The 22,422-nt window shown below is 59.6% G+C and carries 25 protein-coding genes and 1 pseudogene; 9 read left to right on the top strand and 17 right to left on the bottom strand.

The features are described from left to right. Positions 1–56 precede the first annotated feature (56 nt). The 5 genes from PG5_RS11170 to PG5_RS11150 form a co-directional block, all read right to left on the bottom strand. Positions 57–1,076 (bottom strand): DNA topoisomerase IB, encoded by a 1,020-nt coding sequence (locus PG5_RS11170; protein WP_020797232.1) that lies wholly within the window; start codon positions 1,074–1,076, stop codon positions 57–59. A 76-nt stretch (positions 1,077–1,152) separates the two neighbouring features. Next, entirely contained in the window at positions 1,153–2,232 is a 1,080-nt protein-coding gene (modC, locus tag PG5_RS11165; protein ID WP_020797231.1) for a molybdenum ABC transporter ATP-binding protein, read from the bottom strand. A 3-nt stretch (positions 2,233–2,235) separates the two neighbouring features. Continuing rightward, entirely contained in the window at positions 2,236–2,916 is a 681-nt protein-coding gene (gene modB, locus PG5_RS11160; RefSeq protein ID WP_020797230.1) for a molybdate ABC transporter permease subunit, read from the bottom strand. Continuing rightward, complete coding sequence (gene modA, locus PG5_RS11155; protein WP_020797229.1) at positions 2,917–3,684, bottom strand: molybdate ABC transporter substrate-binding protein; 768 nt, start codon at positions 3,682–3,684, stop codon at positions 2,917–2,919. Between the two features lie 121 nt (positions 3,685–3,805). Then, the gene (locus tag PG5_RS11150) at positions 3,806–4,870 is read right to left on the bottom strand and encodes a nitronate monooxygenase family protein (protein WP_020797228.1); all 1,065 of its coding nucleotides are present in this window, start codon (positions 4,868–4,870) and stop codon (positions 3,806–3,808) included. Positions 4,871–5,043: 173 nt separating this feature from the next. Between PG5_RS11150 and PG5_RS11145 the strand changes: the two genes are divergently transcribed. Beyond that, positions 5,044–6,027 carry an MDR family oxidoreductase gene (locus PG5_RS11145; protein WP_020797227.1) on the top strand — a complete coding sequence of 328 codons (984 nt, stop codon included), beginning with the start codon at positions 5,044–5,046 and terminating at the stop codon, positions 6,025–6,027. A gap of 2 nt (positions 6,028–6,029) precedes the next feature. Here PG5_RS11145 and PG5_RS34820 read toward each other — a convergent pair. From PG5_RS34820 to PG5_RS11125, 6 genes and pseudogenes are all read right to left on the bottom strand, one after another. After that, positions 6,030–6,110 (bottom strand): annotated as a pseudogene (locus tag PG5_RS34820) (outer membrane lipoprotein carrier protein LolA); the annotation flags it as partial. Between the two features lie 31 nt (positions 6,111–6,141). Beyond that, complete coding sequence (ada, locus tag PG5_RS11140; RefSeq protein ID WP_020797226.1) at positions 6,142–7,209, bottom strand: bifunctional DNA-binding transcriptional regulator/O6-methylguanine-DNA methyltransferase Ada; 1,068 nt, start codon at positions 7,207–7,209, stop codon at positions 6,142–6,144. An 87-nt stretch (positions 7,210–7,296) separates the two neighbouring features. Further along, positions 7,297–7,962, bottom strand: a complete 666-nt coding sequence (alkB, locus tag PG5_RS11135; RefSeq protein WP_020797225.1) for a DNA oxidative demethylase AlkB — start codon at positions 7,960–7,962, stop codon at positions 7,297–7,299. Between the two features lie 5 nt (positions 7,963–7,967). Continuing rightward, positions 7,968–8,672 carry a 2OG-Fe(II) oxygenase gene (locus tag PG5_RS11130; protein WP_020797224.1) on the bottom strand — a complete coding sequence of 235 codons (705 nt, stop codon included), beginning with the start codon at positions 8,670–8,672 and terminating at the stop codon, positions 7,968–7,970. Between the two features lie 120 nt (positions 8,673–8,792). Beyond that, positions 8,793–8,963: a hypothetical protein gene (locus tag PG5_RS34425; protein ID WP_093935766.1), complete on the bottom strand. Its 171-nt coding sequence runs from the start codon at positions 8,961–8,963 to the stop codon at positions 8,793–8,795. Positions 8,964–8,998: 35 nt separating this feature from the next. Continuing rightward, on the bottom strand, positions 8,999–9,301 hold the full coding sequence (locus tag PG5_RS11125; RefSeq protein ID WP_008065357.1) for a DUF1883 domain-containing protein: 303 nt from the start codon (positions 9,299–9,301) through the stop codon (positions 8,999–9,001). Between the two features lie 210 nt (positions 9,302–9,511). Here PG5_RS11125 and PG5_RS11120 point away from each other — a divergent pair, with 210 nt between their 5' ends. Together PG5_RS11120 and PG5_RS11115 are read left to right on the top strand one after the other, a co-directional pair. Further along, positions 9,512–9,868 carry a hypothetical protein gene (locus PG5_RS11120; RefSeq protein ID WP_020797222.1) on the top strand — a complete coding sequence of 119 codons (357 nt, stop codon included), beginning with the start codon at positions 9,512–9,514 and terminating at the stop codon, positions 9,866–9,868. A 72-nt stretch (positions 9,869–9,940) separates the two neighbouring features. Continuing rightward, positions 9,941–10,171, top strand: a complete 231-nt coding sequence (locus tag PG5_RS11115; RefSeq protein WP_020797221.1) for a hypothetical protein — start codon at positions 9,941–9,943, stop codon at positions 10,169–10,171. An 11-nt stretch (positions 10,172–10,182) separates the two neighbouring features. Here PG5_RS11115 and PG5_RS11110 read toward each other — a convergent pair whose 3' ends face one another. Both PG5_RS11110 and PG5_RS11105 read right to left on the bottom strand, forming a co-directional pair. Further along, positions 10,183–10,464 (bottom strand): lipoprotein, encoded by a 282-nt coding sequence (locus tag PG5_RS11110; protein WP_033040807.1) that lies wholly within the window; start codon positions 10,462–10,464, stop codon positions 10,183–10,185. 131 nt (positions 10,465–10,595) lie between these two features. After that, complete coding sequence (locus tag PG5_RS11105; RefSeq protein WP_020797219.1) at positions 10,596–10,784, bottom strand: hypothetical protein; 189 nt, start codon at positions 10,782–10,784, stop codon at positions 10,596–10,598. 292 nt (positions 10,785–11,076) lie between these two features. Here PG5_RS11105 and galU point away from each other — a divergent pair, with 292 nt between their 5' ends. Next, a complete protein-coding gene (gene galU, locus PG5_RS11100; RefSeq protein ID WP_008065368.1) occupies positions 11,077–11,916 on the top strand; it encodes a UTP--glucose-1-phosphate uridylyltransferase GalU in 840 nt (279 codons plus the stop codon). 484 nt (positions 11,917–12,400) lie between these two features. Continuing rightward, entirely contained in the window at positions 12,401–13,759 is a 1,359-nt protein-coding gene (gene gorA, locus PG5_RS11095) for a glutathione-disulfide reductase (protein ID WP_020797217.1), read from the top strand. Here gorA and PG5_RS11090 read toward each other — a convergent pair. Next, the gene (locus PG5_RS11090; RefSeq protein ID WP_020797216.1) at positions 13,756–14,769 is read right to left on the bottom strand and encodes a DNA-binding protein; all 1,014 of its coding nucleotides are present in this window, start codon (positions 14,767–14,769) and stop codon (positions 13,756–13,758) included. The genes gorA and PG5_RS11090 overlap by 4 nt on opposite strands. Positions 14,770–14,975: 206 nt before the next feature. On the opposite strand from PG5_RS11090, the gene ahpC reads away from it, so the two are divergent. Together ahpC and ahpF are read left to right on the top strand one after the other, a co-directional pair. After that, positions 14,976–15,539 carry an alkyl hydroperoxide reductase subunit C gene (ahpC, locus tag PG5_RS11085; RefSeq protein WP_007975937.1) on the top strand — a complete coding sequence of 188 codons (564 nt, stop codon included), beginning with the start codon at positions 14,976–14,978 and terminating at the stop codon, positions 15,537–15,539. A gap of 139 nt (positions 15,540–15,678) precedes the next feature. Then, the gene (gene ahpF / locus PG5_RS11080; protein ID WP_020797215.1) at positions 15,679–17,241 is read left to right on the top strand and encodes an alkyl hydroperoxide reductase subunit F; all 1,563 of its coding nucleotides are present in this window, start codon (positions 15,679–15,681) and stop codon (positions 17,239–17,241) included. Between the two features lie 139 nt (positions 17,242–17,380). On the opposite strand, the gene gloA is transcribed toward ahpF, so the two are convergent. Next, positions 17,381–17,902, bottom strand: coding sequence for a lactoylglutathione lyase (gene gloA, locus PG5_RS11075; protein ID WP_020797214.1), 522 nt, complete (start codon positions 17,900–17,902; stop codon positions 17,381–17,383). A 138-nt stretch (positions 17,903–18,040) separates the two neighbouring features. Here gloA and PG5_RS11070 point away from each other — a divergent pair, with 138 nt between their 5' ends. Further along, a complete protein-coding gene (locus PG5_RS11070) occupies positions 18,041–18,565 on the top strand; it encodes a DUF4946 domain-containing protein (RefSeq protein ID WP_033044130.1) in 525 nt (174 codons plus the stop codon). A 167-nt stretch (positions 18,566–18,732) separates the two neighbouring features. Here the strand turns inward: PG5_RS11070 and PG5_RS11065 are convergent, their stop codons facing one another. Next, positions 18,733–19,095, bottom strand: coding sequence for a histone-like nucleoid-structuring protein, MvaT/MvaU family (locus PG5_RS11065; protein ID WP_008065377.1), 363 nt, complete (start codon positions 19,093–19,095; stop codon positions 18,733–18,735). Positions 19,096–19,333: 238 nt separating this feature from the next. Further along, positions 19,334–20,866 (bottom strand): EAL domain-containing protein, encoded by a 1,533-nt coding sequence (locus PG5_RS11060; protein WP_020797212.1) that lies wholly within the window; start codon positions 20,864–20,866, stop codon positions 19,334–19,336. A 443-nt stretch (positions 20,867–21,309) separates the two neighbouring features. Between PG5_RS11060 and hppD the strand changes: the two genes are divergently transcribed. Then, positions 21,310–22,386, top strand: coding sequence for a 4-hydroxyphenylpyruvate dioxygenase (gene hppD, locus PG5_RS11055; protein WP_020797211.1), 1,077 nt, complete (start codon positions 21,310–21,312; stop codon positions 22,384–22,386). Positions 22,387–22,422: the final 36 nt, after the last annotated feature.

Here is a 22,422-nt window from a genome sequence, read left to right as displayed (position 1 = left end):
ATTGGCGTACAGATCAACTATAGAAGCCATTTGCAATCGTGCAAAAAATAGGCAGGTCAGTTCGTCGCCTCGGACGCCATTTTCTCCAGCAGCATCGCCAGTGCGACTTCCTCCGCCCGCAGGCCTTTACGAACCCTCGGCTTTGGCAGTTGCGCCAGGGCGCCGAGCAGGAAACCCTCGAGTACCGCCGGGTGGATGTAGCACTTGCGGCACACCGCCGGAGTGTTGCCCAACTGTCTGGCGACATCCTTGACCATCGCTACCACATGCTGTTTTGCCTGGGACTCGGGTTGCCATTCGAGCTCACGCAGAACCGCCAGGGCCAGGGCGCTGCCGGCCCAGGTGCGGTAATCCTTGGCGGTGAAGTCGGCGCCAGTCAGGGTTTGCAGGTAGGCGTTGACGTCGGCGGAAGTGATCGTGTGTCGCTCGCCGTTTTCATCGAGGTATTGAAAAAGGTTTTGCCCGGGAATGTCCTGGCAACGCTTGATGATCCGCGCCAGGCGTCGGTCCTTCACGGTGATCTGGTGCTCGACGCCACTCTTGCCGCGAAACTGGAACTGGATCGCGCTGCCGTTGACCTCGACATGGCGGTTGCGCAGGGTGGTCAGGCCGTAGGAGCGGTTGTCTCGTGCGTACTGGGTATTGCCGACACGGATTAGCGTTGCGTCGAGCAAGGTGATGACGGTGGCCATGACCTTGTCGCGACTCAAGCCCGGCGCCTCCAGCAAGGTTTCCAGTTGTTTGCGCAGCTTGGGCAGGGCCAGGCCGAAATCCCGCAGGCGGGAATATTTGTCGCTGTCGCGCACCTCGCGCCAGCGCGGGTGATAGCGGTACTGCTTGCGCCCGCGGGCGTCGCGACCGGTAGCTTGCAGGTGCCCGCGCGGGTCGCTGCAGATCCACACGTCGGTATAGGCCGGTGGTACCGCCAGGGCGTTGATGCGCTGGATTTCTTCCGGGTCGACGATGCGCTGGCCAGTGGGGTCGAAATAGCAGAATTTGCCACGCAGCTTGCGGCGGGTGATGCCGGGCTGGGTGTCATCGACGTAATGCAGGTCACGGGGCAGTGCATCGGGCATGGCGATTGTCCTGGGCGAGGGATCGAGGGGCCGTTACAGCCATTGACCCCGCGCCGCGCCAGTCGTGCCCACGGCGTTACGCGAGCACGGCCACGGCCTTGATCTGCGCCCAGAGACGTTGGCCCGGGTGCAGGTGCAGGTGGTCCCGGGAATAGCGGGTGATACGTGCAAGCAAAGGGCTGCCCTCGGCGTCCAGGCGCACCAGCACATGGGCGTTGTTGTCGGCGGGCATTTCGCTGACCACCGTCACGGGCAGGCGATTGAGGATGCTGCTTTGGTAATCGCCGAGCAGGCTGAGGCTGACATCCCGCGCCTGGACCTTGCAACGTAATGCCTGGCCCATCGCCATCGGCGTGTGAGTCACGCGAATGTTCAGGTCCGTATCGGGCAGTTGCAGCGTCAACAACTGGTAGTCGGCGTCATAGGCGGCGACATGCCCTTGGATCACTACGCCGGCGTCGTCACCCAGCGCCAGCGGCAAGTCGAGGCGTGCGAGGGTCTGGCCGATGGGACCGCTGGCCAGCGCCTTGCCGTCGCTGAGCAGGACCATGTGATCGGCCAGTTGTGCGACTTCATCCTGGGAATGACTGACATAGAGCACCGGGATGTCCAGTTCATCGTGCAGCCGTTGCAGGTAAGGCAGGATCTCGCTTTTGCGTTGCGCGTCCAGTGCTGCCAGCGGTTCGTCCATCAACAGCAGTGTCGGGCTGGTGAGCAGGGCGCGCGCCATGCCGACACGCTGCCGTTCGCCGCCGGAAAGGTGCTGCGGATGGCGGTCGAGCAGATGACTGATACCCAGCAGCTCGGTCGCGTGTGCCATGTCGACCCGGCGCTGAGGCTTGGGAATGCGCTTGAGGCCAAATTGCAGGTTGGCAAGCACCGACAGATGAGGGAACAGGCTGGCCTCCTGAAACACGTAACCCAGTGCACGCTTGTGCGGGGGGACGAAAACCCCCTTGGCGCTGTCTTGCCACACTTCATCGTTGACGTGGATAAATCCCTCGTCGGCGCGTTCCAGCCCGGCGATGCAGCGCAGGCAGGTGGTCTTGCCGGAACCTGAGTGGCCAAACAGCGCCGTCACCCCGCGGCCGGGCAACTGCAGGTCGACATCGAGGGCGAACCCCGGATAACTCAGTTTCAGACGCATTTGAATCATCGATCAGCTCCAGCCTGTTTTGGTTTTACGGCTGGAGTACAGCGCCAGCAACACTGCAAATGAGAACACCAGCATGACCCCTGCCAGCCAATGGGCCTGGGCATATTCCATGGCTTCGACGTGATCGTAGATCTGCACCGAGACCACTCGGGTCTTGTCGGGGATGTTGCCGCCGATCATCAGCACCACGCCGAATTCGCCGACGGTGTGGGCAAAGCCGAGGATGGCCGCGGTGAAGAAACCGGGCCTGGCCAGGGGCAGGGTGACGCTGAAAAAAGTGTCCCAGGGGCCGGCGCGCAGGGTGGCGGCCACTTCCAGCGGACGGGTGCCAATGGCGGAAAAAGCGTTTTGCAGCGGCTGGACCACGAACGGCATCGAATACAGCACCGAGCCGATCACCAACCCTGCAAAACTGAAGGTGAGGGTGCCAAGTCCCAGGGATTGGGTTAACTGGCCGACAAACCCGTGGGGGCCGAGCGCCAGCAACAGATAGAAACCGATCACCGTGGGCGGCAGCACCAGGGGCAGGGCGACGATCGCCGCGACCGGGCCGCGCAGCCAGGATTGTGTGCGCGAGAGCCATAACGCCAGTGGAGTACCGACCAGCAACAGGATGACGGTCGTCAGGGACGCCAGTTTCAGGGTCAGCCAGATGGCGGAAAAATCGGCACTCGATAGCGACATTTAGATCTGGTAACCGTAGGACTTGATGATGGCAGCGGCTTTTGGCCCCTGGAGGTACTCGACCAGTGCCTTGGCGGCAGGATTATCCTTGCCCTTGTTGAGGATGACCGCGTCTTGCTTGATCGGGTCATGCAGGTCGGCCGGGACGATCCACGCCGAGCCGCTGGTGATCTTGCCGTCCTTGTAGATCTGCGACAAGGCAACGAAGCCGAGTTCGGCATTGCCCGTGGACACGAACTGGTAGGCCTGGGTGATGTTCTGGCCTTCGACGAGCTTGTCCTTGACCTTGTCGGCCAGGCCTTTTTTGGCCAGCACCTGGGTCGCTGCAAGGCCGTAAGGCGCGGCTTTCGGGTTGGCGATGGACAGATGCTGATAGGTGTTATCGCTCAGGACGTTGCCCTTGGCATCGACGTAGCCTGCCTTGGCCGACCACAGGGCCAGCGTGCCGATGGCGTAGGTGAAGCGCGAGCCCTTGACGGTGTCGCCTTCGGCTTCAAGTTTTTGCGCGGTGGTGTCGTCTGCCGAGAGGAACACCTCGAACGGCGCGCCATTCTTGATCTGGGTATAGAACTGGCCGGTGGCACCGAAAGCCGTGACCAGTTTGTGCCCGGTGTCCTTCTCGAAGTCAGCGGCAATGGCCTGGATCGGCGCGGTGAAGTTGGCAGCGACAGCAACCTGGACTTCGTCTGCCTGAGCGCAGCCGAAGGCGAACACGGCGAGCAGGCTCGCCAGGCAAGTGGGGGCAAAACGTGAGGCGCGAATGGTCATGAAACGGCTCCGTCACAGGCAAGTGCTGCAAGATGGGTGAATCGCTATATATCGGAATATATAGCGAAATGCCGGTAAACGGAATGTGTTGCAGCGCTAACCGTGTTGCCCGCCACCACGGTCAGCGCCGGAGCAACTTCGCCAACCCTTCCTCGGCCAGGCGTCGGGTCAATTCGGCGGTACCCGACTCAACCCCCAGGGTGAACGCCTGTCCGGCCCAGAGGTTGCTGAAGTCTGCCTCGCTTTTGGCACGCAACGGCAGCAATGCACCGCCTGCGAGGGGAAAACGCGGCGCCTGGTCGCTCATCGGCCCGAGCTCGCGCATTACCCGATTGAGTATTCCCCGTGCCGGGCGACCGGTGAAAATGTTGGTGACCGCGGTCTCGCTTTCCCTGGCGGTCCGCAAGGCCTGGTGATGCGCGGCACTGACCTTGGCCTCTGGCGTGAAGAGGTACGCCGTGCCCACTTGCACCGCCGAAGCCCCCAGCATGAACGCCGCCGCCACACCCCGCGCATCGGCAATGCCGCCAGCGGCAATCACCGGTACTTTCACGGCATCGACCACTTGGGGCACCAGGGCGAAGGTACCGACCTGGCTGCTCAGGTCATCACTGAGAAACATGCCCCGATGCCCGCCCGCCTCAAGACCCATGGCGATGATCGCGTCGCAACCCTGCTGCTCGAGCCAGATGGCTTCTTCGACGGTGGTGGCCGAGGACAGTACCTTTGCCCCGGTGGCCTTGACTCGATCCAGCAGGGATTTTTCCGGCAGGCCAAAGTGGAAACTCACGACTTCGGGGCGCAATTGTTCGACCACTTCGCAGGCAACCTGGTCGAACGGCGCGCGATTGGACACCGGTGTCGGTGCATCGAAATCGACTCCCAATTCGCGGTAATAGGGCTGCAGCAGGTTTTTCCAGTCCTGGGCGCGTTGCTCGTCGACCGCCGGCGGTTGATGGCAGAAGAAGTTGACGTTGATCGGGCGCTGGCACTGTTGGCGAATGCCCTTGAGCTCGTCACGCAATTGCTCGACGCTCAGCATGGCGGCAGGCATCGAGCCGAGGCCGCCGGCGTTGCTTGCCGCAATGACCATGGCAGCGGTGGTGGCGCCGGCCATGGGGGCCTGGATGATCGGCAGCTCGATTCCGAGCAGGTCAAGAATGCGCGTATCTGGCCATTGACTCATTTCAGTTGTACTCCGACGTTGGAACCGGGCAGGGCTCGATTTTTAACAGCAATGCCTGCGGTTATGCCAGTCATGTCTTCTGCAGGCGAATTGGCTTAAAGTCCAATACGGTAATATTTTGCGAAGTGGTATTTAAATCACATCACAACAAGTGAACCCACCAGGAGGCAGCAATGTTCCAAGGTATTTTGATCGACAAAGACGAAAGCGGGTACCGGGCCACACTGCAACAGATCGATGAAGACCAGCTGCCCGAGGGCGATGTGACGGTGCGTGTGGCGTACAGCACGCTGAATTTCAAGGATGGCCTGGCGATCACCGGCAGCAGCCCGGTGGTGCGCAAATTCCCGATGGTGCCGGGGATCGACCTGGCGGGGACTGTCGAGGTCAGCACGCATCCGGACTACAAGTCGGGTGACAAAGTCCTGCTCAATGGCTGGGGCGTAGGCGAAGGGCATTGGGGTGGCCTGGCGCAAAAGGCACGTCTCAAGGGCGAATGGCTGATTGCGTTGCCCGAGGCCTTCACTGAAGCCCAGGCCATGGCCATCGGCACGGCAGGCTACACGGCGATGCTGTGCATCATGGCGCTGGAGCGCAACGGTGTGACGCCCGACCAAGGCGAGGTTCTGGTCACCGGGGCCAACGGCGGCGTGGGCAGTTTCGCCATCGCATTGCTGAGCAAGCTTGGCTATCGGGTCGTCGCTTCCACTGGTCGCCTGTCGGAACACGAATACCTCAAGCAACTGGGCGCCAGTGAAATCATCGATCGCGCCACCTTATCCGAGCCCGGCAAGCCGCTGGCCAAGGAACGTTGGGCAGCGGTCATCGACTCGGTGGGTAGTCACACCCTGGCCAACGCCTGTGCCAGTACCCGCTCCGAAGGCACCGTCGCCGCTTGTGGACTGGCCCAGGGCATGGACTTTCCGGCCAGCGTCGCGCCCTTTATCCTGCGCGGCGTGACGCTGGCCGGGATTAACAGCGTGACCCAGCCCAAAGCCAGGCGTGTAGAGGCCTGGAGTCGATTGGCCAAGGATCTGGACTTTAACTTGTTGCCGTTGATCAGCCATGAAATCGCTTTGAGCGAAGCAATCGAAGCCGCCCCGCGCCTGCTGGCCGGACAGCTGCGCGGGCGAGTGGTGGTGGATGTGAATCGCTGATCGACTGTAGGAGCGAGCATGCTCGCGAAAAACCTGAGAGCACCGTTTGGTGTCAGGTGCCCAGCGTCATCGTTGACGACCATCGTCGGAACGCCGCCCGGAGCCTGCTCGCTCCTACAGGGGTTTCTCCCGTTCCAGCAATTGCCGCTTGCGCTCCACGCCCCAACGATACCCCGACAGGTTGCCATCGCTGCGTACCACGCGGTGACAGGGGATCGCGACTGCCAGGTTGTTCGCGCCGCAAGCTTGCGCCACTGCGCGCACCGCTTTGGGGTTGCCGATGCGTTGGGCGATGTCGGCGTAGCTGGCAGTGCTGCCAAAGGGGATGTCCCGCAGGGCTTGCCAGACCCGCTCCTGAAATGCGGTGCCGCGCACATCCAGTGGCAAGTCCAGCCCCAGGGCCGGGGCTTCTATGAAACCCACGACCCTGGCGATCAACTGTTCGAAGGCCTGATCGGCACCGATCAGTGTGGCGCGGCGAAACTTGTCCTGCAGGTCGCAAACCAGTTGCTGCGGATCGTCGCCGAGGAGAATCGCGCAGACCCCACGCGCGCTTTGCGCCACCAGGATCGCGCCGAGGGAACACTGGCCAACCGCAAAACGAATGTCATTGTTTTGCCCCGCGGCACGGTAATCAGTAGGTTTCATCCCCAGCACCTGATCCGCCGCTTCATAGAAACGGCTGTTCGAGTTGAACCCGGCGTCGTACAACGCATCGGTGACCGAGCGGCCATCCGCCAGCCGTTCGCGCATTCGGCGCGAACGATGGGCCGCGGCGTAGCCTTTGGGCGTCAGGCCGGTAACGGACTTGAACACCCGATGGAAATGAAAGCTGCTCAGTCCTGCCGCTTGCGCCAGCTCGTTCAGCGCGGGCAGCGCCTCGGCGGTTTCGATCTGGCGACACGCGGCGGCCACGGTGGCGGCATGTTGCGCGGCGACCGCGCTTTGGTCCTTGGCCGCGCGCTTGCTTGGGCGATAACCGGCGGCCTGGGCAAGTTCGGCGCTGTCGAAGAACTCGACGTTCTGCGGTTTCGGCAAGCGCGAGAGGCTGCTGGGGTTGCAGTAGATCCCGGTGGTTTTCACCGCATAGACAAACTGCCCGTCCGCCTGTGGATCGCGGGCGACCACCGCGGCCCAGCGTGGATCGTTTTCGGTGCTGCTCGTTGTCGATTGGCTTGTCATGGCTTTACATCCGTTGACCCGTTTGCCGCAGATTAACCAGCGGCCCGTAGGCCCACACTCCGGCGCTTGCGGTCAAACTCCACGGTCTCACCGCGCGGTACGAAACGTGAAGTTGATCCGCTGCTTGCCCAAGCGTGGATGGTAGCCATCCTTGATCGGCAGCACACCGTGATAACGCAAGCGATCCACGCCGCCCCAGACCACGATGTCGCCATGCAGCAACGGCACCCGTTGGCTTTTGTCGCTGCGCGCGAAGCCGCCGAACAGGAACATTGCGGGTAACCCCAGCGATACTGAAACGATGGGCGCAGCGTAGGACTTTTCGTCCTTGTCCTGATGCAAGGACATTTTCGCCCCGGGCACATAGCGATTGATCAGGCAGGAGTCCGGTACGAAATCGGCAAATCCTGCTTCCCGTGCCGCCGCCTGCGCCAATTGCAAGAACACCTCGGGCATGGGTGGCCAAGGCAGGCCGGTCCGGGGATCCTCGCGGGTGTAGCGATAACCACTGCGGTCGGTGGTCCAGCCCCAGGTCCCGCAACTGCTCAGGGCCACCGACATGGTGAAGCCGCCAGGGGTGACCATTTGCCGGAACGGTGCGGCCGCCAGCACGGTTTCCAGTGCCGGTAACAAGCGCGCAAGCCAGGGGAGGGCAAAGCCCCTGAGGACGTAGGACTGTTCGCCGATCTGCTCGCGTCGGCGATCCTGCTCGGGCTCTGCATCGGCAAACAAGTCCAGGGTGGTCGGTTTCATGGTGCTCATGATGCGTCGTGAAAGATGATCCCAAGAGTATGCCGTTTTCCACTGTGCAGGCGACTGACGCCGTGGCGCAGGGTGACCCGATAGTAACCGCGCACGCCTTTGACCGGGCGCTGGTTGACCGCGAAGATCAGGCCGTCGCCTTTTTTCAGACCGATGACCTGCGGGCGCGACTGCATGCGCGGCCGCTGCTCGGTCAGCACGAACTCACCGCCGGTGAAATCCTCCCCAGGCGTCGACAGAAGAATCGCCACCTGGAGCGGGAAGACATGCTCGCCATACACATCCTGATGCAAGCAGTTGTAGTCCTGTGGTCCGTATTGCAGCAGCAAGGGTGTCGGACGCTGTTGGCCAGCGGCGTGACAACGTTCGAGGAAGGCCGGAAGGCTCTCGGGAAAACGGCTCGGCAAATCCATCTGCTCATGCCAGCGATTGGCTATCGGCACCAGTCGCGGGTAGAGCGCGCTGCGCAGGCGGGCCACCAGCGGCGGCAAGGGGTAGTCGAAATACTTGTATTCGCCACGACCGAAACCGTGCCGGGCCATGATCACATGCGAGCGAAAGTGTTCGGATTGGCCGTACAAGGCGCTGATCTGATCACAGGCCCTGGGGCTCAACAGCGATGCAATGACCGCGCAGCCGTCCGCATCGAGTTGCTGTTCCAGCAGGGGCCAGTCCAGCTTGTCCAGGTATTGCTCGCTCATTGCCAGGCCCTCAGGTTATCGAGGTGGCGAGACTAAGGGGTATGACGAATGCAGACACTCCGACACTTGCGGTCGAATGTCGCCAGGGAGCGGACGTCCATATTGTCGCTCCAGGCGTTGTTACAGCGCTTTGCTGACGCTGATGTCGCTGATGACGTCTTCGCCCTGGCCATGAAGCGCGTCCAGCGCGGCTTTGGCTTCTTCTGCCGTGCCGTTTTCCAGTTGGGCAAATTCGAAGCGGCGTTCGCCATTGAGTTTGTACTTGATGACGTATTTGGTCGTCTGGGCCACGGTCATACCTGTCAGTCTGTGTATTAAGGCGCTACTCAGCTCAGTTTCGAGCTGGAGCGGCGGATGATCTTGATCGAATGCGTCAGGGTCGGCTTGCGCGTCACACTGATCGGCCGGCGGTTGACCGTATCGATGGTGATGTTCCAGAACCCGGTGCTCGGCGCCGTGATGCGGGCCGGGAAGGTGTCGAACGCGCCGCCGTGATAGGTGTGACGACCGCCATTCTTGAAGCTGCGGAAGTTGGCGTCGTTCATCAAGCGAATGTTGCACGTTTGCGAGCATTGAATGACGACGATGTCGTCCTCGTTGAGGTGCTCGCGCTGGTGGATAAATTTCATGAGGCGCCTCCAGAAGGCTTTTTCTACAAAATCAAAACGATAGCATGGTCGATTGGCGCAGTTTATCAGCCCCGGAGCGTTATTATCCGGCTCTCCGGGCCCGGGTGGACAATAAAAATGCATATATCGCGTGCCTGGGAAGAAAAAAGCAGTCAAGCCCGGAGAAAACCCGTATCTGTGCTGTCCGAGGGTCTTTATTGGAGAATTCATATGAAGTGGGGCATGTTTGGCTTGCCGTGGGTCCTGGCAATCGGTGGTTGTGCGAGTGTCTCGGACATCAACCAGACGTTGCCGACGATGAATGTGATCTCCGGCAAGAAGCCCCTTGAGTACGCCCAGTGCCTGAGCGAAAAACTCGCCGACAGCCGTGGCGCCTTGCAGGTCGAGACGCAGAAAGACGGGGTGCGGGTGATCGTGCCGCAGAAGCTTTCCTCGGGGCCGGCCGCGGTGTTTGATATCGAACAGCGCTCTGGTGGCAGCAGCATCAAGCTGCACGAGCGCATCTCCAATGTGCCGATACGTCCCTTCGATGTACGCGATGCCGCCACGGCGTGCATTTCCGGCTGATAGACTGTCGACCGTCAGCACCAATGCCGTCAAAGCGCGCCTTTGCCGGCATTGTCATTTCTGGAGTCGAATATGAAGCGAGAGCGGGTACGGGAGCGGCATGCAGAGGGCCAAATCTGCGCCACCCATGTGATTCAGAACCCGGCGAATCCGGGGGAGTGGATCGTTTTTTTCAAGAAAAGCGCCGGGCGCAGTTTTTTCCTGGTAGACGAAAGCGACGAAGTCGAGTCCTTCAGCAGTCTCGACGAATTGATCGAGACCGTACGCGGCCTGGGGATCAAGTTCGCCGAAATTCACATGTAGGGCACGATGCCCTATTTGCAGACCACCACGACGCTACGATTCTTGTAGTTGCCAACGTCGACGCCAAGGGTCTTGTCGCTTTCCTTGGGGGCGGGTGAGCCGTCAGTGCCAACGATCCGGTAGCCGGTGCCAGCGCAAGACGCATCGGCCTTTTCGTAGCAGGTCGCCCAGGAATTGGCCTCGCCGGAGCAGTCAATGGCCAGGCCTTGTTCGCCATTGTTCAGGTAAGTGGTTTCGGAGGTGGCGCAGCCACTGAGGGCCAGGACCGCTATCAGCGGCAAAAATTTGGTCATGTCGTTGTCGTCGTCAGGATGAGGGGGCAAAGCCTGTGACAGCGCGGTGGGCAAAAGGTTATAGCCAAAGGCCACTTCTTGCGGATATTTGCAAAAGAAGCCCTGCACAAGGGCAGGGCGTCAGGCCTGGATCAAATCTTGTCCTTGCCCCGTCGTTTCGGTGCCGGGTGTTCCAGTTGCAACACCGATGCCACTTCGATCGCCATGGCTTCGGATGGGAAAGGTCCGGCAATATTCTCACCGCCAACGCCGGCTACCCACCACTGGCCGTCTTTGGCCTTGTTGATCAAGTACCCGTTGACGCTTTTTGCTTCTGACATCTATTTGCCTCGTTGGCTGGTTCAAGGGCGCCATGATACCGCCAAATGCACCGTTAGGGTGCCGCTGGGCGCGGGTTGGTGCACTTGGTCATGGGTTGACTTGGCGTGCAAACCTGGCGGACTCTGCTATCAATAACAGGCTGCCGGTCCATTCGCGGTGCTCGCTGCGGAACTAACGGCGAGAATATTTCTCTATGATGGCATCGGTTAGCCAGTGCGGGGCATTGTAAGGTGTACGCCGCCTGATTAGACTGCGCCGAAACCCGTACACACAGCCCTTTCAAGGACTTATATGATCAAGAAATGCTTGTTTCCAGCAGCCGGTTACGGCACTCGCTTCCTCCCAGCGACCAAAGCCATGCCTAAAGAAATGCTGCCGGTGGTAAACAAGCCACTGATCCAGTACGGCGTCGAAGAAGCACTGGACGCTGGCTTGACGGAAATCTCCATCGTCACCGGTCGTGGCAAGCGCGCCCTGGAAGACCATTTCGACATCAGCTACGAGCTGGAAAACCAGATCAAGGGCACCGACAAGGAAAAGTACCTGGTCGGCATTCGCAAGCTGCTCGACAATTGCTCGTTCTCCTACACCCGCCAGACCGAAATGAAAGGCCTGGGCCACGCTATCCTGACCGGCCGTCCGCTGATCGGCGACGAACCCTTCGCCGTGGTGCTGGCGGACGACCTGTGCGTCAACCTCGAAGGCGACGGCGTACTGACCCAGATGGTCAAGCTGTACAAGCAGTTCCGCTGCTCGATCGTGGCCATCCAGGAAGTCGACCCGCAAGAGACCAACAAGTACGGCGTGATCGCCGGCGAGATGATCCGCGACGACATCTACCGCGTGCACAGCATGGTGGAAAAACCAAAACCTGAAGATGCGCCATCGAACCTGGCCATCATCGGTCGCTACATCCTGACCCCGGACATCTTCGACCTGATCGAACAGACCGAGCCAGGCAAGGGCGGCGAAATCCAGATCACCGACGCCCTGATGAAGCAAGCGCAAAACGGCTGCGTCATGGCCTACAAGTTCAAGGGCAAGCGTTTCGACTGCGGCGGCGCCGAAGGTTATATCGACGCGACCAACTTCTGCTTCGAGAACTTCTACAAGACGGGCAAGGCTTACTGATAGCGCTTGAGCTGCTTGTATTGAAAGCGACCTTCACAAGCTGATGAAGGTTTGAACAGGCGCCCCGACTTGATCGGGGCGTTTGCTTTGTACGCGCTAAAAAAGCGCTTGGTTTCCAGTAGCCAGGTTTTACGGTCGACCAATCTTCCACGGCCGTACCCGATCTAAACTGTAGGAGCGAGCATGCTCGCGATGAGCCTGAGAGCACCGTGGGGTGACTGGTGCCCAGCGTCATCGTTGACGTTCATCGCGAGCCTGCTCGCTCCTACAGGGCCCGCCGCCATAAGAATCTCCACGAAGATCAAAAGCCAAATCAAAAGATCGCAGCCTTCGGCAGCTCCTACAGGTGCGCGTGTCCCCTGTAGGAACTGCCGAAGGCTGCGATCTTTTGATCTTCATTTCCATAGGTCGAACGCAGGCTTTGCACAACACTTGCTCAGCCGCCGTCCACAGGTATGCTGGTCACCTGCCGAGGAGATAGAAAATGGCCTACGATTTTGACCTTTATGTGATTGGCGCCGGTTCTGGCGGTGTGCGGGCGGCCCGGTTTGCGGCCGGCTTCGGCGCGACAGTGGCGGTGGCCGAGAGTCGCTACCTGGGCGGCACTTGCGTAAACGTCGGCTGCGTGCCGAAAAAGCTGCTGGTGTACGGCGCGCATTTCGCCGAGGACTTCGAGCAGGCTTCGGGTTTTGGCTGGAGCCTGGATGAGGCGCAGTTCGACTGGGCGACGCTGATCGCCAACAAGGATCGCGAGATCAATCGCCTCAACGGCATTTACCGCAACCTGCTGGTCAACAGTGGCGTGACGCTGCACGAAGGCCACGCCAAGATCGTCGACCCGCATACGGTCGAGATCAATGGCGAGCGCCACACGGCTAAGAACATTCTGATCGCTACCGGTGGCTGGCCGCAGATTCCCGAGATTCCGGGGCACGAGCACGCGATCAGTTCCAACCAGGCGTTCTTCCTCAAGGAACTGCCCAAGCGTGTGCTGGTGGTGGGCGGTGGTTACATTGCCGTCGAATTCGCCGGGATCTTCCACGGCCTGGGCGCGCAGACCACGTTGTTGTATCGCGGTGAGCTGTTCCTGCGGGGCTTTGACGGTTCCGTGCGCAAGCATCTGCAGGAAGAGCTGACCAAGCGCGGCATGGACCTGCAATTCAATGCCGACATCGAGCGTATCGACAAGCAAGCCGATGGCAGCTTGAAAGTGACGCTCAAGGATGGTCGTCAGTTGGAGGCCGATTGCGTGTTCTACGCCACCGGTCGACGTCCGATGCTGGACAATCTCGGGCTGGAAAATACCGCGGTGAAGCTCGATCAGAAAGGCTTCGTCGAGGTGGACGACCTGTACCAGACGTCCGAGCCTTCGATCCTGGCCCTGGGCGATGTGATCGGCCGGGTGCAGCTGACGCCGGTGGCGCTGGCTGAAGGCATGGCGGTGGCGCGGCGCTTGTTCAAGCCTGAGCAGTATCGCCCGGTGGATTACAAGATGATCCCGACGGCGGTGTTCAGCCTGCCCAATATCGGCACGGTCGGCCTCACCGAGGAAGAAGCGCGCGAGGCGGGCCACGAGGTACAGATCTTCGAAAGCCGCTTCCGGCCGATGAAGCTGACCCTGACCGAATGTCAGGAGCGCACGCTGATGAAACTGGTGGTGGATGCCCAGACCGACAAGGTGCTGGGCTGCCACATGGTGGGGCCGGAGGCTGGCGAAATTGTCCAGGGCCTGGCTATCGCCTTGAAGGCCGGCGCCACCAAGCGCCACTTCGACGAAACCATCGGTGTGCACCCGACGGCCGCCGAAGAGTTTGTCACCCTGCGTACACCGGTCGGCGCTTAATCGACCCTGGCGACGTCTGGCGCTGCTGCATTGGCAGCGGCCAGGCGTAGGCTTTTTTCGAGGTCGGCCCGGGCTTTCTGCAGTTCGATTTCCAGTGCCTTGTTAACCTGCGCTTGTTCCTCGACGCTCTGCTTGAGCGCCTGGCTTTCCAGCATGGCTACGCGCAGGCGTTCCTGGAGGAGGGTGCGCTCGCTGTCGACACGCGTGGCCTGATCGAGCAGTTGATCCTGGCGGGTGTTGCTTTGCTTGAGTTGCTCTTGCAGCAGGCTCAGCTCGCGCAGTGTGCCGCGATTCTCCGTCAGCAGGCGTTCGTTGTCGCGGTGCAACTGGGTGATTTCGTCCTGGCGTACCAAGGCGCTTTGTTGGGCTTGGCGCAACTCCATCTGCAGTTGCTGTACCTGGCCTTCGTGGCGGCTTTGCTCTTGCTCGCGCTGCTCGTTGATCGCGTTGCGGTAGTGCTCCAGGGCATCACGACTGTGCAGGTGTTTTTCTTCCAGCGAGCGAATCTGCTCGTCTTTGTCCTGCAGGCGCAGCTCAAAATCAGCCAGTGCCTGAGTCTGCCCGGCATTGCGCGTTTGTTCACCCTGAAGCAGGGTGCGCGTGCTTTGCAGTGCCTCGGATTCCTGGGTCAGTGCCAGGCTCTGCAGCTCGTAGTGTTGCTGCAGTTGCGTATTGGCTTGCTCGGCTTGCTGCAGTTGCGTTTCCAGCGCCTTGCGTTGTTGCTCGTACTGTTCGCGGGCCTGGTCAATGGGTTCCTGCGCCTGCTCTTTAAGGCGCTGCGCGAGGCGTGTTACCAGCGCCAGCAACTCTTCGTCGATCGGCTCGGAAGGGGCTTCGTCTGGCCCCGGGGTGCTATCATCGAGCTCCTTCATGTAGCGATGGATCGTGGTTTTCGAGCCGGTATTGCCCATTTCGATCCGTACGGCATCGATGCTGGGATTTTCGCCGCGGGCCAGGATCGCCAATCGCGCCGCTTGCACCACTTGTTTGTTCACGCCGCCACGGGCCATGAGATCTCCTGCTGTTTTGCTGTGTGGTACGTACCACGAAAAACGCATTCTAGCATTTGTCGGGGTAAATTCGGTTTTCTTCTATCAATGCAGTCGGCTAATAGCGAAAGCCAATCAGCGGCATGAGGTTTGCCAATGAGCCAACCGTCCGTCGAGTGGGTAAAGTTCTCTCCATCAACTTCTTAACCCCTGACGGAGAGTCAACGATGCCTATCATCAACAGCCAAGTTAAACCGTTCAAAGCTGACGCATTCAAAAATGGCGACTTCGTAAAAGTCTCGGACGCTGACCTTAAAGGCAAGTGGTCGGTGGTGTTCTTCTACCCGGCCGACTTCACCTTCGTTTGCCCGACCGAGCTGGAAGACCTCGCTGACAACTACGACGCGTTCCAGAAGCTGGGCGTCGAGATCTACAGTGTTTCCACCGACACCCATTTCGCCCACGCTGCTTGGCACAACACTTCGCCAGCCATCGGCAAGATCCAGTACACCATGATCGGCGACCCGACCCACGCCATCTCCCGCAACTTCGACGTACTGATCGAAGAAGCTGGCCTGGCTGACCGTGGCACCTTCGTGATCAACCCTGAAGGCCAGATCAAGATCGTTGAACTGAACGACGGCGGTGTTGGCCGTGACGCCAGCGAGTTGCTGCGCAAGATCAAGGCTGCCCAATACGTCGCCGCTCACCCAGGCCAGGTTTGCCCAGCCAAGTGGAAAGAAGGCGAGGCCACTCTGGCGCCGTCCCTGGACCTGGTTGGCAAGATCTAAGTCTGTGACGCGCTTCATCAGGGCGGACTTCCGCACCTTCTAAGCAAGCTGCACCGCCCAATAAAAACGCCCGGGCGTGATTCGCTCGGGCGTTTTTTTCGTCTCCGTCTCTTCACCAAACAGCATGGAAATCGCCCGTATGTTGGACGCCAATCTTAAAGCCCAGTTGAAATCGTACCTGGAACGGGTCACCCAGCCGATCGAGATCGTTGCCTCCCTCGACGACGGTGCGAAATCCCAGGAAATGCTCGCACTGCTGAAAGACGTTGCCAGTCTTTCCAGCCAGATTACCTTGCTCGATAACGGTGACGATGCACGCAAGCCATCGTTCTCGATCAACCGCCCCGGCGCGGATATCAGCCTGCGTTTCGCTGGCATCCCCATGGGCCATGAATTCACCTCCCTGGTGCTGGCCTTGCTGCAAGTCGGCGGCCACCCCTCCAAGGCCAGTGTCGAAGTGATCGAACAGATCCGCTCGCTCAAAGGCGAATTCAACTTCGAGACGTATTTCTCGCTGTCCTGCCAGAACTGCCCGGACGTGGTCCAGGCGTTGAACCTGATGGCGGTACTCAACCCCAATATTCGCCACGTCGCCATCGACGGCGCGCTCTTCCAGGCTGAAGTCGATGAGCGCCAGATCATGGCGGTACCGAGCATCTACCTCAACGGCGTGAACTTCGGCCAGGGCCGCATGGGCCTGGAAGAAATCCTCGGCAAAATCGACACCAGCGGCATCGAGCGCCAGGCCGAGAAGATCAGCGCCAAGGAAGCCTTTGACGTACTGGTGGTGGGCGGTGGCCCGGCCGGTGCTGCGGCGGCCATCTATGCCGCGCGCAAAGGCATTCGCACCGGTGTCGCTGCCGAACGTTTTGGTGGCCAGGTGCTGGATACCATGGCCATCGAAAACTTCATCTCCGTGCAGGAAACCGAAGGGCCAAAACTGGCGGTCGCGCTTGAAGAGCACGTCAAGCAGTACGACGTGGACATCATGAACCTGCAGCGCGCCGACAAATTGCTGCCGGGCAAAGACGGCGAGCTGCACGAAGTCCACTTCGCCAGCGGCGCGAAACTCAAAGCCAGGACGGTGATCGTGGCCACGGGTGCACGCTGGCGCGAAATGAACGTGCCCGGTGAGCAGGAATATCGCAACAAGGGCGTGGCGTACTGCCCGCACTGCGACGGCCCGTTGTTCAAAGGCAAGCGTGTGGCGGTGATTGGCGGCGGTAACTCAGGCGTCGAAGCGGCCATCGACCTGGCCGGTATCGTGGCCCATGTCACGCTGCTGGAGTTCGATGTGCAGCTGCGTGCCGATGCGGTATTGCAGCGCAAGTTGCACAGCCTGCCGAACGTGACGGTGATCACCCGTGCGCAAACCACTGAAGTGATGGGCGACGGGCAGAAGGTCAACGGCTTGCGCTATAAAGATCGCGAGAGCGACGAATTGCGCAGCGTGGAACTGGAAGGGATCTTTGTGCAGATCGGTCTGTTGCCCAATACCGATTGGCTCAAGGGCACCATTGAGTTGTCGCCGCGTGGCGAGATCATCGTCGATGCCCGTGGCGAGACATCGATACCGGGTGTGTTCGCGGCAGGCGATGTGACCACGGTGCCCTACAAGCAGATCGTGATCGCGGTGGGCGAGGGCGCCAAGGCTTCCCTTAGCGCATTCGACCACTTGATTCGCACCTCGGCCCCGGCGTAAACCGGAAGGGGTTGGTGCTTGATCGTTCCCACGCTCTGCGTGGGAATGCAGCCCGGGACGCTCCGCGTCCCACGAGCGTGACGCAGAGCGTCACAGGAGGCGTTACCACGCGGAGCGTGGGAACGATCAAACCGCCCAATTATAGCGGGGCTGGCTGGATGATTTCGACCCAATACCCATCCGGGTCCTTGATGAACGCCAGGCTCTTCATGCGGCCATCGTTCAGGCGCTTCTGGAAATCGCAGCCCAGCGCTTCGAAGCGTTCGCACGCAGCCACGATGTCCGGCACCGAGATGCAGATGTGGCCGAATCCGCGCGGGTCGGTATTGCCGTTGTGATAGGCGAAGTCCGCATCGTTCTCGGTGCCGTGGTTATGGGTCAGTTCCAGAATGCCCGGGATCGACTTCATCCATTGCGTGCGCTCGGCGGCATCGGCCGGAATCTGACGCTTGTCGACCAGGGCGAGGAAGTACAGGCTGAATTCAGCTTCTGGAAAATCGCGTTTCTCCACCAGCGAGAAGCCGAGAACGCGCGTGTAGAAGTCCAGGGACTTGGTGATGTCCTTGACCCGCAACATGGTGTGGTTGAAGACAAATTTCTGGGTGGCGGTGTCAGGCTGTGCGGTCACGCCGGGGAAGGTGTTCAGATCTTGCAGGCTCATGGGCCCTCCGGAAATTAAATGGGGCTGCCGACAATGATACGCATGGGTTGCGACATCACCAAACCCAAAGCGTCTGCTATTGCCTGACCGCCGGCCGAAGATCAAACTTCAGGGCTAACTGGCTGGGTGTTGATGGTAATGATTCGATTGTGCAGGTCGTTGATTATCCTGAGTGGTGTGCTTTCTGTGTTGGCCCGGGCTCACGCCGATGAGCCCGTCGTGGCGTGGCCGCCGGGCTGGCAGGTCGAAGCCGTTGCCCAAGGCGAAGCCGGCTCCGGTGTCAGTCGCCAGCGCGCGGTCAAGAACGACGCGCAAGGCATGCCGTTGATGGTGATGGAATTGACCGTGAGCCGGGTGCAACCCGATCACCAGGTGAACCTGGAAGCTGTGTTGCTGGAGATGCGCAAATCAGTGCAGAAAGACTTTTTCCAGGGTGGCTATCAAAGTGTTTGCAACCGGATTCACTCGGCCACCTTGAGTCGCTTGCCGGCGCTGGAAACCACTTGCACCATCACGCAAAACGGTCGGCATGTACTGTCTCAAACACTGGTTGCCGCGGTGGATGCCGATAAGGCCTACGTATTTTCCTACGCCGGGCAGGCCGAAGCTTATAAGGCCAGTCAGAATGAAATAGAGGCGGCTCGTAACGGCTTGAAACTTTAGCTGAAGGCTTCAATAGGCACCGATTTCATGTCTGTGCCGACGCCGTTAGATAGCCAAAAGGATTAAGCACAAAGTTGCCGGGAAAGTACCGGTCAGCCTTGCCTTTAGATGCCTTCAATGAAAAAAAGCCCTGCAGGTGCAGGGCTTTGTTTTTTCAGTGCGAGGGTTTAGCCGCGCAGCCAGGAATCAACGGTGGCGGCACCGTATTGTTCCTTCCAGGCCTTCAGTCCACGGTGGTTGCCGCCCTTGGTTTCAATCAGCTCGCCGGTATGCGGGTTCTGATAAACCTTGACCACGCGGGCGCGGCGGGTCTTTGGAGCGGCCTGTTGCAGACCGGATTTTGCCGGGTTCGGGTCGAGGATGGCGATGATGTCGCGCAGGCTCTTGCCGTAGGTTTTCATCAGCCCCTGGAGCTTTTCTTCGAATTCGATTTCTTTCTTGAGCCCGGCATCGTTCTTCAGGGATTCAAGCTGCTTGAGCTGCTCTTGAAGGGCCTTTTCAGCTGCACGAAATTCAGCGAGTCTGGACAATATCTTTACTCCAATAGTGTGTTTGGCTGATACCAACCGCAAACAAAGCTATAAGCCAAGAGCCTTGAAGCGACTCGGGGATTAGATGCCTCACCTGCCAATCTGATGCAGGCATGAAAAATTGTAGTAGTTAATGGGGCAAGAGTAAATCATGACTTTTTGTTCATGTAACAAGAGTTGTACTTGATTCAAATGGAGGAGTGCAGTGTGTCGTTGAATCGCTGCTAAAGGCCACTAGTTAATCATCACTTAATGCATTAATGAAATCGGCGGCGGGTATCGGCCGACCAAACAGATAACCTTGCAGGTAGTTCACGTTGTGGGCCGTCAGGTAGTCACTTTGCTCCTGGGTTTCCACACCTTCGGCAACCATTGCCAGGTCAAGCTTGGCCGCCAGCTCGATGATGCTTTCCAGAATGTGGCTGGAGAGGGTATCGATGCCGATCATGGCGACGAAGCTCTGGTCGATTTTCAGGAAATCCACGTTGAACTGGCGCAGGTAACCGAGGCTCGAGTGGCCGGTGCCGAAGTCGTCGATGGCGATCATTACGCCAAGCTCATGCAGTTGCTCGAACAATTGATGGGTAATGGCCGAGGGCTCGATCAGTTTGCGCTCGGTCAACTCCAGCACCAGGTGTATGGAGCCCGGGGCAAAGGCGGCGAGGAATTGCCGGCAATCCTCGACCAGCGCAAGATCCTGGCAATGATTGGCGGTGATATTGATGCCCACATGGAACGGCTCATCGAACGATGCCGACTTCCGTGCCAACAGCCTGGCTGTTTGTTGCATGATCGAGCGCGTCATCGGCACGATCAGCCCGCTGTGTTCGGCAAACGGAATGAACAGATCGGCGCTGACCAAACCTTCCTTGGGATGGTTCCAGCGCATCAGTACCTCGACTCCCGTGCATTTTTTGCTCAGCGCATGCACCACTGGCTGGAAGTACGGAACGAACTCCGCCGCGTCCAGTGCGCGCTGCATCTCAAGGGTTGGCGACGAGGAACGCTTCTGTATGACGTGCCCGATAAAACCGGCAATCACGCCGAAGAACAGCAACAAACTGAACAGTGGCGGATATTCACTGCTCATGTAGCGCCACACTTCGCCTTCGGGGAAACTGGCCGTTACGCTGAAGGGATAACGCGAAGATGCCAGCGTGTTTTGTGCGACGGGGAACTCGGGTGGATCGCCTTCGTGAAAACTGCCGTCGGCGGACAACCAGTGCGGCCCGACTTGCAACAACAACAGTGTCTGGCGCCCGATCAGGCGCAGGATATTACTCAGGTGGTAACCGTCCAGCGTGCTCATGGCGCCCCGTTTACCGTCGCTGAGTCGATAGACCAAAAACGCGGTGTCGGGCGTCACCGGGTTGCCCTTAATCAGCAACAACTGGCCGTTGGCATAATCTCCGGAAGCCATTTTTTCGTGATAGTCACCGAACAGGGAACTGCAATAGAGAGTGTCGTCCCATAGCAGGTTGGTCGAGCGCACGAATGGACGGCGTGTCACCTGCTCGCGCAACGCGAGGTTGACGTCAATGCAGCTTTGGCCAGCCAACGGCAGCAACTCGCGCGCCGCCTGGGCGGTGTTGTCGAGCATCAGTTCGAATTGGCGAGTCGCTTCTTCGGCGGTTTGTTGGCTGCTGAGCCTGAGTACGCGTTCGGCCTGCATGTAAAGAATGACGAAACCCAGCAGGATCGGCAGCAGTCCACTCAACAAGGTTACAGCGAGCCTGATGCCTCTCGGGTGGGCGTTGGTTTTCAGTGGCATTCGCGAAACCTGTATCGCTGAAGTGGGGCTCTCAACGCCTGGCGGGAAGTGATGCTTCCCATCAAGCGTTCAAGCAAGAGGCAGGATAGTTGGCCCTTGGCACTTGTGCCGAGGGATGATTCCAATGGGGATTTTCTTGTGTAACAAAGCCCTTGCGCGCCATGGGGAAAAGGGGATTTGATACAGAAGGCGGACAAATTGAGTTACGCTGTGTAGAATTAGGTTACGCATACAATAATAATCGTCTTCTGGCAGCAGAAGCCTCGCCCTCAGAGCCTTGGGTCGACAATGAAGATATTCGGGTTTCAATTGATCTACGGTGATTTCCTCGCCCGCAGCGTGCGGGGCATCTCCTGTGCGCCACCCACCGCTCTCAGCATTGCTAGCAACTAACGCTTGTTAATTTCAGCGGTTAATTCCTAAAGCATGATGAGGCGCCAACCATGGCAGATTTATACGAAAACCCAATGGGCCTGATGGGCTTCGAGTTCATCGAACTTGCATCGCCGACCCCCAATACCCTGGAGCCGATCTTCGAGATCATGGGCTTCACCAAGGTCGCGACCCATCGTTCCAAGGACGTGCACCTGTATCGCCAGGGCGCGATCAACCTGATCCTCAACAACGAACCCCACAGCGTCGCCTCGTACTTTGCCGCCGAGCACGGTCCATCGGTGTGCGGCATGGCGTTCCGTGTCAAGGATTCGCAAAAGGCCTACAAGCGTGCCCTGGAACTCGGCGCCCAGCCGATCCACATCGAGACTGGCCCGATGGAGCTGAACCTGCCGGCGATCAAGGGCATCGGCGGTGCGCCGCTGTACCTGATCGACCGTTTCGGTGAAGGCAGCTCGATCTACGACATCGACTTCGTGTTCATCGACGGCGTTGACCGTCACCCGGTCGGGGCTGGCCTGAAGATCATCGATCACCTGACCCACAACGTGTACCGCGGTCGCATGGCCTACTGGGCGAACTTCTACGAGAAACTGTTCAACTTCCGTGAAATCCGTTACTTCGACATCAAGGGCGAATACACCGGCCTGACCTCCAAGGCCATGACCGCGCCAGACGGCATGATCCGCATCCCGCTGAACGAAGAATCGTCCAAGGGCGCCGGGCAGATCGAAGAATTCCTGATGCAGTTCAACGGCGAGGGCATCCAGCACGTGGCCTTCCTCAGCGATGACCTGATCAAGACCTGGGATCACCTGAAAAGTATCGGCATGCGCTTCATGACCGCGCCGCCGGACACCTACTACGAAATGCTCGAAGGCCGTCTGCCCAACCACGGGGAGCCGGTAGGCGAGTTGCAGGCGCGCGGCATCCTGCTGGACGGTTCGTCCGAGTCGGGCGACAAGCGCCTGCTGCTGCAGATCTTCTCGGAAACCCTGATGGGGCCGGTGTTCTTCGAATTCATCCAGCGCAAGGGTGATGACGGCTTCGGTGAAGGCAACTTCAAGGCGCTGTTCGAATCGATCGAGCGCGACCAGGTACGTCGTGGTGTGTTGTCCACTGACTGATTGGTTGTAAAGATCAAAAGATCGCAGCCTGCGGCA

The sequence above is a fragment of the Pseudomonas sp. G5(2012) genome, from assembly GCF_000408945.1.
Lineage (GTDB): Bacteria > Pseudomonadota > Gammaproteobacteria > Pseudomonadales > Pseudomonadaceae > Aquipseudomonas > Aquipseudomonas umsongensis.
This window is presented reverse-complemented; position numbering and strand designations above follow the sequence as displayed.